The sequence below is a fragment of the Burkholderia sp. Bp8994 genome (assembly GCF_003853805.1).
Lineage (GTDB): Bacteria > Pseudomonadota > Gammaproteobacteria > Burkholderiales > Burkholderiaceae > Burkholderia.
This window is the reverse complement of record NZ_QTQH01000003.1, coordinates 57,656-70,640: the sequence shown is the minus strand read 5'-3', so window position 1 is coordinate 70,640 and position 12,985 is coordinate 57,656. Positions and strand designations below refer to the sequence as shown.

The 12,985-nt window shown below is 69.2% G+C and carries 11 protein-coding genes; 3 read left to right on the top strand and 8 right to left on the bottom strand.

Translation table 11 applies throughout. From position 1 onward, the window contains the following. Nucleotides 1-16 precede the first annotated feature (16 nt). The 6 genes from araG to DIE04_RS03795 all read right to left on the bottom strand — a co-directional run bounded on the left by araG (nucleotide 17) and on the right by DIE04_RS03795 (nucleotide 8,076). Nucleotides 17-1,579: an L-arabinose ABC transporter ATP-binding protein AraG gene (gene araG / locus DIE04_RS03820; protein ID WP_124520203.1), complete on the bottom strand. Its 1,563-nt coding sequence runs from the start codon at nucleotides 1,577-1,579 to the stop codon at nucleotides 17-19. Between the two features lie 20 nt (nucleotides 1,580-1,599). Then, nucleotides 1,600-2,613: an arabinose ABC transporter substrate-binding protein gene (locus tag DIE04_RS03815; RefSeq protein WP_124486002.1), complete on the bottom strand. Its 1,014-nt coding sequence runs from the start codon at nucleotides 2,611-2,613 to the stop codon at nucleotides 1,600-1,602. Between the two features lie 87 nt (nucleotides 2,614-2,700). Beyond that, complete coding sequence (locus DIE04_RS03810) at nucleotides 2,701-3,630, bottom strand: Gfo/Idh/MocA family protein (RefSeq protein WP_124520146.1); 930 nt, start codon at nucleotides 3,628-3,630, stop codon at nucleotides 2,701-2,703. Between the two features lie 24 nt (nucleotides 3,631-3,654). Further along, on the bottom strand, nucleotides 3,655-4,584 hold the full coding sequence (locus tag DIE04_RS03805; RefSeq protein WP_124486001.1) for a dihydrodipicolinate synthase family protein: 930 nt from the start codon (nucleotides 4,582-4,584) through the stop codon (nucleotides 3,655-3,657). A 50-nt stretch (nucleotides 4,585-4,634) separates the two neighbouring features. Beyond that, nucleotides 4,635-5,993, bottom strand: coding sequence for an MFS transporter (locus tag DIE04_RS03800; RefSeq protein ID WP_124520148.1), 1,359 nt, complete (start codon nucleotides 5,991-5,993; stop codon nucleotides 4,635-4,637). A gap of 331 nt (nucleotides 5,994-6,324) precedes the next feature. Continuing rightward, on the bottom strand, nucleotides 6,325-8,076 hold the full coding sequence (locus tag DIE04_RS03795; protein WP_124485999.1) for an IlvD/Edd family dehydratase: 1,752 nt from the start codon (nucleotides 8,074-8,076) through the stop codon (nucleotides 6,325-6,327). A gap of 114 nt (nucleotides 8,077-8,190) precedes the next feature. Between DIE04_RS03795 and DIE04_RS03790 the strand changes: the two genes are divergently transcribed. Next, nucleotides 8,191-9,141, top strand: a complete 951-nt coding sequence (locus DIE04_RS03790; RefSeq protein WP_124485998.1) for a LysR substrate-binding domain-containing protein — start codon at nucleotides 8,191-8,193, stop codon at nucleotides 9,139-9,141. Nucleotides 9,142-9,259: 118 nt separating this feature from the next. Here the strand turns inward: DIE04_RS03790 and DIE04_RS03785 are convergent, their stop codons facing one another. After that, nucleotides 9,260-9,736 carry an OsmC family protein gene (locus DIE04_RS03785; RefSeq protein WP_124520151.1) on the bottom strand — a complete coding sequence of 159 codons (477 nt, stop codon included), beginning with the start codon at nucleotides 9,734-9,736 and terminating at the stop codon, nucleotides 9,260-9,262. A 94-nt stretch (nucleotides 9,737-9,830) separates the two neighbouring features. Between DIE04_RS03785 and DIE04_RS03780 the strand changes: the two genes are divergently transcribed. After that, the gene (locus tag DIE04_RS03780; RefSeq protein WP_124485996.1) at nucleotides 9,831-10,487 is read left to right on the top strand and encodes a GntR family transcriptional regulator; all 657 of its coding nucleotides are present in this window, start codon (nucleotides 9,831-9,833) and stop codon (nucleotides 10,485-10,487) included. A gap of 95 nt (nucleotides 10,488-10,582) precedes the next feature. On the opposite strand, the gene DIE04_RS03775 is transcribed toward DIE04_RS03780, so the two are convergent. Beyond that, nucleotides 10,583-11,641 carry a LacI family DNA-binding transcriptional regulator gene (locus DIE04_RS03775; protein ID WP_124485995.1) on the bottom strand — a complete coding sequence of 353 codons (1,059 nt, stop codon included), beginning with the start codon at nucleotides 11,639-11,641 and terminating at the stop codon, nucleotides 10,583-10,585. A 190-nt stretch (nucleotides 11,642-11,831) separates the two neighbouring features. On the opposite strand from DIE04_RS03775, the gene DIE04_RS03770 reads away from it, so the two are divergent. Continuing rightward, on the top strand, nucleotides 11,832-12,980 hold the full coding sequence (locus DIE04_RS03770; RefSeq protein WP_124520153.1) for an ABC transporter ATP-binding protein: 1,149 nt from the start codon (nucleotides 11,832-11,834) through the stop codon (nucleotides 12,978-12,980). Nucleotides 12,981-12,985: the final 5 nt, after the last annotated feature.

The window sequence follows — 12,985 nt, the reverse complement described above, 5'->3', positions numbered from 1 at the left end:
GGTTGACTGCAGGCCGCTAGCGCGGCAGCGCGAGCTTGATCAGCGCGTCGGGTGTCGCCTGCGCCTTCGCGACCTCGCCCGCGATCCGTCCTTCCTTCATCACGATGACGCGGTCCGCCACGCCGATCACCTCGGCCAGATCGCTCGACACGATGATCACCGTGCGGCCCGCTTCCGCGAGTTCGTAGAACAGGTTGTAGATTTCCGCGCGCGCGCCGACGTCGATGCCGCGCGTCGGCTCGTCCATCAGGAACACGTCGATGCGCTCGGCCAGCCAGCGCGCGAGCACGACCTTCTGCTGGTTGCCGCCCGACAGCGCGCCGATCGGCGTCTCGCCGTCGCGGGTCTTGATCGCGAGCCGCTCGATGTATTGCTGCGCCAGCTCGCGTTCGCGCCGCGCGTCGAGCAGCACGCGCGCCGGGCTGAAATGTCGGCGCGCGCTGATGTTCAGGTTGTCGGCCACCGACGCGATCGCGACGATGCCTTCCTGCTTGCGGTCCTCGGGGCACAGCGCGATGCCGGCGCGCACCGCGTGCCGCGGGCTCGCGAACGCCACGCGCTTGCCGCCCAGCTCGACATGCCCGCCCGTGGGCCGTGCCGCGCCGTACAGCAGCTTCATCAGCTCCGAGCGGCCCGCGCCGACGAGCCCGAAGAAGCCGACGATCTCGCCGCGCCGCGCGGCGAACGACACCGGCTCGGACAGGCCGGGCCCGACGAGCCCCTTCGCCTCGATCAGCACGTCGCCGGCCGTGCGCGGCCGGTAGCCGTACACGTCCTCGATCGAGCGACCGACCATGCAGCCGATCAGCCGGTCGCGATCAAGGTCGGCGACCGATTCGAACGTCTCGATCCGGCGGCCGTCGCGGAACACCGTCACGCGATCGCACAGCGCGTCGACTTCCTCCATCCGGTGCGTGACGTAGATGATCGCGCGGCCCTCGGCGCGCAGCGAACGGATGATGCGGAACAGCTGCGTCGTCTCGCGCGCGGACAGCGAACTCGTCGGCTCGTCGAACGCGATCACGCGTGCGTCGCGCATCAGCGCCTTGCCGATCTCGATCATCTGGCGCTGGCCGATCGACAAATACTTCACCGGGATGTCCGGGTCGATGTGCTCGCCGAGCCGCTCCAGCGCATCGAGCGCGCGCACGGCAAGCGCGCGCTCGTCGACCACGCCGAGCCGGCTCGGCAGCTGGCCGAGCATCAGGTTCTCGGCGACCGTCAGCTCGGGTACCAGATGCAGCTCCTGGTAGATGATCGCGATGCCGGCCTCGAGCGCGGCGCGCGTCGACGCGAAGCGCTGCACCGCGCCGTTCAGCGTCAGCGTGCCGGCCTGCGGCTGATTTACGCCGGACAGCACCTTCAGCAGCGTCGACTTGCCCGCGCCGTTCTCGCCCATCAGCCCGTGCACCTCGCCGGCGCGCACCGACAGCGACACGCCGTCGAGCGCGCGCACGCCCGGGAACGTCACCGTAATGCCGTCGAGCGCGAGCAGCGCGCCGCCGGCCGGCGGCGGCGCGGTGCCGGGCGTGGCCACGTCGTCGTGGCGCGAACTGGCCGTCATCATCTGCATCGTCATCGCGTCGTCGCCCCGCACGTTCAGATGCCGAGCTCGGCGCGCACGGCCTGCCAGTTCGCGCGCGTCATCAGCTTGCCGCTCGTCTGCGTGTCGGCCGGCGGCGTCTTGCCGTTGCGGATCCAGTCGACGAGGTTCTGCGTGCTGTCCTTGCCGTGATTCGTCGAGCTGACCGCGATCGTTCCGTAGAAGCCGGTCGGCTCCTTCTTCTGGAACTCGGCGAACGCCTCGCCCGCGCCATTGATGCCGACGCCGATCACGTCCGCGGCCGGGATGTGCAGCTGTTCGGTCGCGCGTACCGCGCCGAGCACGGTTTCCTCGTTCAGCGCGTAGACCACCCACTTCTTGATGTTCGGATGGCGCGCGAGCACGGGCGCCGCCGCGCTGAAGCCGCCTTCGTCGTCGGTCGTCTTCTGCGGCGCGTCGAAGATGTTTTCCTTGCGGAAGCCGTTCGCGAGCAGCGCCTGCGTCGCGCCGTCGGTGCGCAGCTTCGCGGTCGGCAGCTCGTAGTTGGTGACGCGCAGCGCGCCGACTTCCTCCGGCTTCCAGCCGCGCCGCTTCATCTCGTCGGCGATCGCCTGGCCGACCTGGTTGCCGATCTTGGTCGCCGACATCCCGAGGTGCGGCACGTTCGGCAGCGGCTTGCCGGTCGAGTCGACGAGCTGGTCGTCGACCGTCACGAACTTCATGTTGTAGCGCTTCGCGCGCGACGCGATCGCCGGCCCGAGGCGCACGTCGGGTGCGCAGATCACGAAGCCCTGCGCGCCTTGCGAGCCGAGATTGTCGATCGCGGCGAGCACCTTCTCGCCGTCCGGCGTGCCGATCTTCACGACCGAGAAGTTCTCCTTCTGGCCGAGCGCGGACGCCGCGTTCTGCTCGTTGATGAACCATGCCTGCTCGGGCATCTTCACCAGGAAGCCGATCTTCAGCGGCGCGTCGGCGTGCGCGGCGCCCTGCATCCCGAGCGGCGCGAGGCAAAGCGCGGCCAGCAGCGCGCGCAGCGTGTGGCGGCGGATCGTGTGGGTCGTGCGGTTCATGCGGTGTCTCCTTGTCTGTTGGCTTGGGTCTTCAACTTGCGTCGTGCGCGTTTCGTCGTGCGCGGTCGCGCTCGCGGCGGCACGGTGTCAGCGGCCGAACGCGTCGGTCCCGACGCGCCGGCCGAACAGGAATGCGTCGGCGACGAGCCGCAACGGCCGCACGTCGACGTCGCTTTCGCCGCGCGCGATCAGCGCGCGGAACTGCGCATACAGCGCGGGGTACTCGCGCTGCGGCCCGATCTCGACCGGCTCGCCCGCAATCGACAATTGCGCGCCGCCGCGGCTGATCGCGAGCACGCCGTCCGACGTGTCGACCGCGATCTCCCATTGCTCGACGGGGCCGTGCCGCCAGTCGAATTCCGCGCGCACGGGCACGCCGTGCGTATCGGCGCACTCGAGGTCGGCCGCGATCGGCATCTGCGCGTCGCTCGGCACGTAGAGCGTCGCCTCGCGCAGCACGAGCTCGCGCGGCAGGATCCGCGTGACGATCGACAGCGCGTTGATGCCGGGATCGAACACGCCGAGGCCGCCGGGCTCCCAGATCCACTGCTGGCCCGGATGCCAGCGCCGCACGTCCTCCTTCCAGCGCACCTGCACCGCGCGGATCGTGCGCGTCGCGAGCCACGCGCGCGCCGGTTCCACCGCGCTCGCGCAGCGCGAATGCCAGGTCGCGAACAGCGTGAGGCCGCGTTCGCGCGCGAGCGCGTCCAGCGCGGCCACTTCGCCGAGCGTCGCGCCCGGCGGCTTCTCGAGCATCACGTGCTTGCCGGCCTCGAGCGCGGCACGTGCCTGCGCGTAGCGCACCTGCGGCGGCGCGCACAGCGACACGGCGTCGAGCTCGGGCTCGGCGGCCAGCAGCGCGCCCAGGTCCTGGTAGTTGCGCACGCCGTCGACTTCCGCATGACGGCTCGCGCACGCGGTCAGCACGAAACCCGGTTCGGCGGCGATCGCCGGCAAATGCTGGTCGCGCGCGATCTTGCCGATCCCGATCACGCCCAGTGAAATCACGTCGCTCATCTGCGTTTCTCCTTCGCCACTTGCTCAGTGCGCCCAGCGCAGCACGAGCGGATCGAGCCGGCGCGCGATCGCGAGCAGCTCCGCGCGCGTGTCCGGGTGCAGTTCCGGCATCGGGTGCCGTGGCCGCTCGCACGCGATCACACCGCCGGCGCGCATCAGCGCCTTCGCGGTGAGGATCCCGGACTGGCGGTTCTCGTGATTGATCAGCGGCAGCCACGTCTGATAGCGCGCGAACGCCTCGTCGTGCCGCCCTTCGCGGAATGCTTCGAGGATCGGCCGGATGCCGTCCGGAAAGCCGCCGCCGGTCATCGCACCGGTCGCGCCGGCATGCAGGTCGGCGAGCAGCGTGATCGCCTCCTCGCCGTCCCACGGCCCTTCGATCGCGTCGCCGCCGAGCCGGATCAGCTCGCGCAGCTTGTTCGCCGCACCCGGCGTCTCGATCTTGAAGTACGCGACCTGCTCGATCTCGCGCGCCATGCGCGCGAGGAACGGCGCGGACAGCGCGGTGCCGCTCGCGGGCGCATCCTGGATCATGATCGGGATGTCGATCGCGTCCGACACGCGCGCGAAGAACTCGAAGATCTGCGCTTCGGGCACGCGGAACGTCGCGCCGTGATACGGCGGCATCGCCATCACCATCGCCGCGCCGAGTTGCTGCGCGCGCAGGCTGCGCGCCGCGCACACCTGCGTGCCGTAGTGCGACGTCGTGACGATCACCGGCACGCGGCCGGCGACGTGTTCGAGGATCGTGCGCGTGAGCACGTCGCGTTCGTCGTCGGTGACCGCGAACTGCTCGGAGAAGTTCGCGAGGATGCACAGCCCGTCCGAGCCCGCGTCGATCATGAAGTCGACCGCGCGCTTCTGGCTTGCGAGGTCGAGCTCGCCGGTCTCGGAAAACGTCGTCGGGACGACGGGGAAGATGCCGCGATAGCGCGGCGTGCTGCTCGATGTCATGGTTCGGTCCTGCGTCGGTCGAAGCGGCGTTCAGCCGGAAAACACGGGGTTCAGGATTCGCCGGCGAATGTGCCCGCGGCCGGCTCGGGCGCGCGCAGCGCGGCGCGCACCACGAACGTCATCAGCACCGCGAACAGCAACGTCGCCGCGAGGAAGTACAGGCCGGCCGCGAGGCTGCCGGTCGACGCCTTGATCAGGCCGATGCCGTACGGCCCCAGGTAGCCGCCGAGATTCGCGAGCGAATTGATCGCGGCGATGCCGACCGCCGCGCTCGTGCCGGCGAGGAATTCGCCGGGCAGCGCCCATACGACGGCCTGGATCGAATACAGCGAGAACGCGGTCAGGCAGATGAACAGGAACTGCAGCGCCGGTTCGCGCACCCACGCGCTCGCGCCCATCGTCACGGCGGCGGCCGCCGACACGACGACGATGTGCCAGTAACGCTCGCGCTTGCGATCCGAATGACGCGGCACGACGAGCAGGCCGACCACCGCGAACAGGTACGGCACCGCGGACAGCATCCCCGTCGCCGCATCGCCGGTGCCGAACGCGTGGATGATCGTCGGCAGCCACAGCGACAGCCCGTAGATGCACAGCGGAAACGGCAGGAACAGCGCGGCGAGCAGCAGTACGCGGCGGTCGCGCAATGCGGCGAGCGGATTGCCGTGCGAATCGGGGCGATACGTGTCGCGATCGGCGGCGAGCTGCCGCGCGATCCAGCGGCGCTCGTCGTCGTTCAGCCAGCGCGCATGCGCGGGCGATTCGGGCAGCAGCCGCAGCGTGGGCCACGCGAGCAGCACGGCCGGGAGGCCGCTGACGACGAACAGCGTCTGCCAGTCCGACAGGCCGAACAGCCCGTGCGTCGACAGCAGCCAACCGGCGAGCGGGCCCGTCACGATGCCGGCAAGCGGCTGCGCAAGGACGAGCAGGCCGATCACGCGGGCACGGTCGCGCATCGGGAACCATTGCGTGAGGAAGTACAGGATGCCGGGATAGAGACCGGCTTCCGCCGCGCCGAGCAGGAAGCGCAGCACGTAGAAGCTGGCCGGCCCCTGTACCAGCGCCATCGCCATCGTGATCACGCCCCACGTCGCGAGGATGCGTGCGAACCAGACGCGCGCGCCGAAGCGTCCGAGCGCGAGGTTGCTCGGCACCTCGCACAGGAAGTAGCCGATGAAGAACAGTCCGGCGCCGAGTCCGTATGCGGCATCGCCGAGGCCGATCGCCGCGTTCATGTGCAGCTTCGCGAAGCCGACGACGGTACGGTCGACGTAGGCGACCACGTAAATCAGCGCGAGGAACGGCACGAGCTTGCGCGTGAGCAGGCGGGTCAGTTGCCGTTCGTCGACGGCTGCCGGCGAATCGGACCGGTCCGCCACGGCGTGCGCGGGGGGGTACTGCGTCGTCATCTTGTCTCCTGTCGGCGTACGTTGGCGCTTTAGCGCTTACGTACGCCCCATGCTTCGCGGTCGGCCACCGTTAGCGCTTTAGCGCTTACGGGGGCCCCATGCTGCGCGGTCGGCGTACGTTGGCGCTTTAGCGCTTACGTACGCCCCATGCTTTGCGGTCGGCCTACGTTGGCGCTTTAGCGCTTGCGTACGCCCCATGCTTTGCGGTCGGCCCGCATTAGCGCTTTAGTGCGTGCGTGCCCCCCATGCTTCGCGCTCGACCACGGCCGGCGCGTCACTCGTTTCCCTCAGGCCCCGCCGCGGTCCGCGTCCCTGCACGGCTATGCGCCGCTCAATGCGAATGGCTCGGCACGTCCGCGCCGCGCGTGCCGACCAGGAAGTCGAGGTCGCACCCCTCGTCCGCCTGCAGCACGTGATCGATATACAGCCGCGCATAGCCGCCCTTGCCGAGCTGCCCGGCCACGCCCGGCGCCGCTGTCGGATCGACGTCCGACAGGCGCCGCTGCAGTTCGTCATCCGAAATGTCCAGATGCAGCGTGCCGGCCTCGCAGTCGAGCTCGATCCAGTCGCCGTTGCGCACGGCGGCCAGCGGGCCACCCGCGGCCGCTTCCGGCGCGACGTGCAGCACGACCGTGCCGTACGCGGTGCCGCTCATCCGCGCATCCGAGATCCGCACCATGTCCTTCACGCCCTGGCGCAGCAGCTTCGGCGGTAGCCCCATGTTGCCGACCTCGGCCATCCCCGGATAACCGCGCGGCCCGCAGTTCTTCAGCACCAGCACCGAGCTCGCGTCGACGTCGAGCGCTTCGTCGTTGATCGTCGCCTTGTAGTGATCGAGATTCTCGAACACCACCGCGCGGCCGCGATGCTTCAGCAGCTCGGGGCTCGCCGCCGACGGCTTCAGCACCGCGCCGCGCGGCGCGAGATTGCCGCGCAGGATGCAGATTCCGCCGTCGGCGATCAGCGGCCGGTCGAGCGGGCGGATCACCTCGTCGTCGTAGTTCGGCGCTTCGCGCACGTTGTCCCACAGCGACTTGCCGTTGACCGTCAGCGCGTCCGGGTGCGGCAGCAGCCCGCCTTCGCCGAGCCGGCGCAGCACGGCCGGCAGCCCGCCCGCGTAATAGAACTCCTCCATCAGGAAGCGCCCCGACGGCATCAGGTCGACGATCGTCGGCGTGTCGCGGCCGATGCGCATCCAGTCCTCGAGTTCGAGCGGCACGCCGATGCGGCCCGCGATCGCCTTCAGGTGGATCACCGCGTTGGTCGAGCCGCCGATCGCCGCGTTCGCGCGGATCGCGTTCTCGAATGCGGCACGCGTCAGGACCTTCGACAGCACGAGCCCTTCGAGCGCCATCTCGACGATGCGGATGCCCGACATGTGCGCGAGCACATAGCGGCGCGAATCGACCGCCGGAATCGCTGCGTTGTGCGGCAGCGCGACGCCGAGCGCCTCGGCCATGCACGCCATCGTCGACGCGGTGCCCATCGTGTTGCAGGTGCCGGCCGAGCGCGACATGCCGGCCTCGGCAGACAGGAAGTGGTGCAGGTCGATCTCGCCTGCCTTCAGCGCTTCATGCAGCTGCCACACGGCCGTGCCCGAGCCGATGTTCTTGCCTTCGAGCTTGCCGTTCAGCATCGGCCCGCCCGACACGACGATCGCCGGCACGTCGCAGCTCGCCGCGCCCATCAGCAGCGCGGGGGTCGTCTTGTCGCAACCGGCGAGCAGCACGACCGCGTCGATCGGGTTGCCGCGGATCGCTTCCTCGACGTCCATCGACGCCAGGTTGCGCGTGAGCATCGCCGACGGCCGCAGGTTCGATTCGCCGTTCGAGAACACCGGGAACTCGACCGGGAACCCGCCCGCCTCGGAGATCCCGCGCTTCACGTGCTCCGCGAGCTTGCGGAAGTGCGCGTTGCACGGCGTCAGTTCGGACCACGTGTTGCAGATGCCGATGATCGGCCGGCCGTCGAACTCGTGATCGGGGATGCCCTGGTTCTTCATCCAGCTCCGGTACATGAAGCCGTTCTTGTCGTTGGTGCCGAACCATTGGGTGGAGCGCAGCCTGGGTTTCGTTGCCGACATCGTCAGTCCTGTGGTGACGGGATACCGGCGCAGTCTAGGCAGAATTTTGATAACTGGCTAATGACGTTTTAGGCGATTAAGATATCGATTCCGATATCGATATAAACCCGTACGATGCCCGAAGCCAGCCCGTGGGGAAACCGCAGCCGCCTGAAGACGCGCCAGCTCCTGCTGGTCGTCGCGCTCGCCGACGAAGGCAGCATCCACCGCGCGGCGGCCGCGCTGAGCATGACGCAGCCGGCCGCGTCGAAGCTGCTGCGCGAGCTCGAGGAATCGATCGGCGCGGTGTTGTTCGAGCGGCTGCCGCGCGGGATGCGGCCGACGCTGTACGGCGACGCGCTGATCCGCCACGCGCGCGCGGCGCTCGGCAGCCTCGACCAGGCGCGCGAGGAGCTGGCCGCGCTGAAGGCCGGCCATCTCGGGCACGTGGCGGTGGGCGCGATCACGTCGCCGGGGCTGCGGCTCGTGCCGCCGGCCGTCGCGGCCGTCAAGGGAACGCATGCGAACGTGCGCGTGTCGGTGACGATCGACACGAGCAACGCGCTGCTCGAACACCTCGCGCAGGACAAGCTCGACATCGTGCTCGGCCGGCTGTCCGCCGAACACGACAAGCTGCACCTGCGCTACGAGCCGCTGACCGGCGAGCCGGTCGCCGCGGTCGTGCGGCCGGGCCATCCGCTGCTCGCGCAGGCGCCGCTGTCGCTCGCCGACGTGCAGCGCGCCGCGTGGGTCATGCCGCCGGCCGGCAGCGTGCTGCGTCATCGTTTCGAACTCGTGTTCCAGCGCGCGAGCCTGGCGCCGCCCGCGAACGTGGTCGAGACGGCGGCGCTGCTGTTCATCACGCAGCTGATCGAGCAGAGCGACATGATCGCGGTGCTCGCGGAGGACGTCGCGCTGTACTACGCGCGCCACGGGATCGTCACGGTGCTGCCGCTGGAGATGGATTGCCGGATGGACGATTTCGGGATCATCACACGCACGGACCGGCTGCCTTCGCCGGCTGTCGAGGTGATGGCCGATGCGATTCGGGCGGCGGCGCGGGAGGTGTACGGGGTCGTGTTGTAACGCGACGCGGCCCGGTTTCGTCGAGCCTGCTCGCCTGTCGAAAGACACGCGTGCGCTCGCGTCCCGCGTTTCGGTTACGCCCGGTACGCAGCGAACCCCGCCCGTTTCACGGCATGCATCACGCTTCCGCGACCTCGATCACCGGCTCGCACCGGATCGGGAAGTTCACGGAGTTCGCCACATAGCACTTCGCATGCGCGTCATGATGCAGCCGCTCGGCGAGCGCACGATCGTCGCCCGCCTGGATCGTCACGCGCGGATGCAGCACGATTTCGGTGAAGCGCCCCGGCCCGGGGCTGTCGAGCATCGTCCCTTCCGCGTCATCCACATACGCCAGCACGCGGATGCCCGCATCGGAACACAGATGCAGATACCAGAGCTTGTGACACGCCGAGGCCGACGCGAGCAGCAAGTCTTCCGGATTCCAGCGCGCCGCGTCGCCGCGGAACGCCGCGTCCGACGAGCCCGGAATGTCCGGCTTCGAACCCGCGCGGATCACGTAATCGCGGCCGTATTCGCGATACCCCGAAGTGCCGGTTCCCCGGTTGCCGGTCCACTCCACTGCCACGCGGTACTTGTGTTCGCCATGCGCCATCTCGCTCTCCTTCGATATCGGAACGTGAGGCCGTCATTGTGGCACCGGAATGTCATTTGGTATACCATTATTCCAAAATGAGGAGCACGGGAACATGGAAGCCAGACTCGATTCGACGGCGGACGCGGTGGCTGCATCGTTGCGGGAGATGATCATCAACGGCGAGTTGCAGGCAGGCGAGCGGCTCGTCGAGCGCGACCTCGCCGAACGCTTCGGCATCAGCCGGATTCCGATGCGCGAGGCGATCCAGCGCCTCGAACGCGAAGGATTGCTGGATATCTTCAGGAATCGCGGCGCGGTCGTGCGGATGCTGAGCGCATCCGACGTGCAGGAGATCTACGACATGCGCGCGCTGCTCGAAGGCGACGCGATCTACCGCAGCGTGAAGCGGCTCGATGACGAAACACTCGCGCGCGCCGAACTCGTGCACAGGCTGCTCGGCGAATCGAACGTGCCGCGCCGGCAAGGCGAGCTGAACCGCGAATTCCATGCGCTGCTGTATTCATGCTGCGGCAACGAGCGGCAGTTGAAAGCGATCGCGGAGCTGCGCAGCCAGGTCGAGCGCTACGAGCGACTGCAGGCGACGTTGCTCGCGGATACGCCGTCATTCCAGGTCGAGCATGAGGAAATCCTGCAAGCGTGCCGCGAACGCAATGCACGTGGCGCCCGCGCGATGACGGTCGCGCACCTCGATTCGGCCCGACGCATCGTGATGCGGCTCGTCGAGGACGATCTGCGCCTTGGGGCGTGATCGAGCCACTCGTGTGATTCCATCTACCGGCCCGCGGCCGGCCTCTACTCAGGCTTAGCCCGTCGGCTTCGGCTTCGGCTTCGGCAAGCATGACACTACGCGACGCGCCCCGCGTGGCCGCCTTCTCCCGCTAAGCCATCGCGCACCGCCCCCGTCGTCCCTCGCACCACCAGCCGCGGCACCGACGCCGTCCGCACGCGCGATGCATCGTCGACCTGACCGCCCGCCTCGCGCAACGCGTTGAGCAGTTCGACCGCGAGCCCCGCGGCCTCGGCGGTCGGAATCGCGACGGTCGTCAACGTAGGACGCGTATCGCTCGCCAGATGAATATCGGTGATGCCGACGATCGACAGATCGTCGGGCACACGCCGGCCGCGATCGGCGGCCGCATGCAGCGCGCCGATCGCGGGCAGGTCGTTGGTCGCGACCAGCGCGGTCAGCCCGGGATGAGCGTCGAGCAGCCGCCCGGCCGCACGCACGCCGCCTTCGATCGAATCGGGCTCGGCCGCGACGATCGACGCGTCGAGCCCCGCTTCGCGCATCACATCGACGAAGCCGTCGTAGCGCGCCGCCTGCACACCGCTCGCCGAGCCGCCGACGATCACACCAATGGACTTGTGCCCGAGCTCGACCAGATGCCGCGTCGCAATCCGCCCCGCCTCGCGAAAATCCACCGCGACGCACGGCAAGCCTTCGGGCGGCGCATCGGGCCGCTCCCACAGACACAGCACGACCGGCACGCCGCGCCGCGCGACGTCGACCAGATCCGGCAGGTGCAGGTTCGCGTTGGTCACGAGAATCCCCTCGGAAATCGTGCCGGCGATCTGGTCGAGATACGCGCGCCCCTGCAACGGATCTTCGTTCGTATTGCAGACGATCAGGAATTGCCCGTTGCGCCGCACCGCGCGCTCGACCGCGAGCGCGAACTCCGGATAGAACGGGTTCGCGATGCTCGACACCATCAGCGCGACCGTCGGCGCGCGCCCTTCAGCCAGCGCCCGCGCGGCCAGATGCGGCCGGTAGCCGAGCGCCTGCACCGCTTCGAGCACCCGCGCGCGGGTGGCTTCGCCGACCCGGCCGCGGTTGCGCAGCACGTTCGAGACCGTCGCGGCCGTCACGCCGGCGCGACGGGCCACTTCATCCAGTGTCGCCATGATTTGCCCACTATATGAGACGTCGATCCAGTATTTGCTTCGCTCACCGAAGCGGCGCACTATCGCCGCACACCCTGCCGCCCGACCGACGGGCGCGACTCGGCCGCGATCGCGATCGGCTCTTTTTTTGATCGCGATGCTTAAGCGCTTAAGCATCGACGAAAGCGCATTAGAACATGGAGCGGAGACAATGGCGAGCATCTCGATGCGACGCGTGCAGAAAGCCTATGGCGAGCACGCGCCGGTCATTCGCGACGTCGATCTGGAGATCGGCGCGCACGAGTTCTGCGTGTTCCTCGGCCCGTCCGGCTGCGGCAAGTCGACCCTGCTGCGGATGATCGCGGGCCTCGAGGACCTGAGCGACGGCGAGCTGTCGATCGACGGCCGCCGCGTCGACGACGTGCCGGCCGCCGAGCGCGGCGTCGCGATGGTGTTCCAGAGCTACGCGCTGTTTCCGCACATGACGGTCTACGAGAACATGGCGTTCGGGCTGAAGCTCGCGCGCGTGCCGAAGGCCGAGATCGACCGGAAGGTGCGCGACGCCGCGCGGATCCTGCAGCTCGACACGCTGCTCGAGCGCAAGCCGAAGGCGCTGTCCGGCGGCCAGCGGCAGCGCGTCGCGATCGGCCGCGCGATCGTGCGCGAGCCCGGCGTGTTCCTGTTCGACGAGCCGCTGTCGAACCTCGACGCGGCGCTGCGCGGCCAGACCCGCATCGAGATCGCGAAACTGCACCGGCAGTTCGAGCGCGCGAGCGTCGTCTACGTGACGCACGACCAGACCGAAGCGATGACGCTCGCCGACAAGATCGTGCTGCTGCACGCCGGCGCGGACACCGCGCGACACGGCAGCATCGCGCAGGTCGGCGCGCCGCTCGACCTCTATCACCATCCGGCGAGCCGCTTCGTCGCCGGCTTCATCGGCTCGCCGCGGATGAACTTCCTGCCAGCCGTCGTCACCGCCTGCGACGCGCGGCGCACGATCGTCACCGTCGTGTTGTCCGGCGAAACCTTCACGCTGCCGCGCGACGGTTCCGCGCTCGCGGTCGGCGCGGCCGTCACGCTCGGTATCCGCCCCGAACACCTGACGCTCGACGCCGCGCACGACGCGACGACGCTCGCGCGCGACGTCGCGCTCGTCGAACGCCTCGGCGAGCAGACCTACGTGCACCTCGACCAGCCCGGCGGCACGCCGCTGATCGCGAAGGTGCCCGGCGACGCCCCGCTGCGCCGCGGCGAACGCGTGCACGCGCATGCGCCGGCCGCCGCCTGCCACCTCTTCACCGAAGACGGCCGCGCGGTGCCCGCGTGCGCCGACCTTCCCGTCCACCACTACGCATAAGGATC

What these genes read in the sequence shown, in the direction of transcription:
- araG (WP_124520203.1), bottom strand. Translation starts at nt 1,579, where the DNA reads ATGACGATGCAGATGATGACGGCCAGTTCGCGCCACGACGACGTGGCC.
- DIE04_RS03815 (WP_124486002.1), bottom strand. Translation starts at nt 2,613, where the DNA reads ATGAACCGCACGACCCACACGATCCGCCGCCACACGCTGCGCGCGCTG.
- DIE04_RS03810 (WP_124520146.1), bottom strand. Translation starts at nt 3,630, where the DNA reads ATGAGCGACGTGATTTCACTGGGCGTGATCGGGATCGGCAAGATCGCG.
- DIE04_RS03805 (WP_124486001.1), bottom strand. Translation starts at nt 4,584, where the DNA reads ATGACATCGAGCAGCACGCCGCGCTATCGCGGCATCTTCCCCGTCGTC.
- DIE04_RS03800 (WP_124520148.1), bottom strand. Translation starts at nt 5,993, where the DNA reads ATGACGACGCAGTACCCCCCCGCGCACGCCGTGGCGGACCGGTCCGAT.
- DIE04_RS03795 (WP_124485999.1), bottom strand. Translation starts at nt 8,076, where the DNA reads ATGTCGGCAACGAAACCCAGGCTGCGCTCCACCCAATGGTTCGGCACC.
- DIE04_RS03790 (WP_124485998.1), top strand. Translation starts at nt 8,191, where the DNA reads ATGCCCGAAGCCAGCCCGTGGGGAAACCGCAGCCGCCTGAAGACGCGC.
- DIE04_RS03785 (WP_124520151.1), bottom strand. Translation starts at nt 9,736, where the DNA reads ATGGCGCATGGCGAACACAAGTACCGCGTGGCAGTGGAGTGGACCGGC.
- DIE04_RS03780 (WP_124485996.1), top strand. Translation starts at nt 9,831, where the DNA reads ATGGAAGCCAGACTCGATTCGACGGCGGACGCGGTGGCTGCATCGTTG.
- DIE04_RS03775 (WP_124485995.1), bottom strand. Translation starts at nt 11,641, where the DNA reads ATGGCGACACTGGATGAAGTGGCCCGTCGCGCCGGCGTGACGGCCGCG.
- DIE04_RS03770 (WP_124520153.1), top strand. Translation starts at nt 11,832, where the DNA reads ATGGCGAGCATCTCGATGCGACGCGTGCAGAAAGCCTATGGCGAGCAC.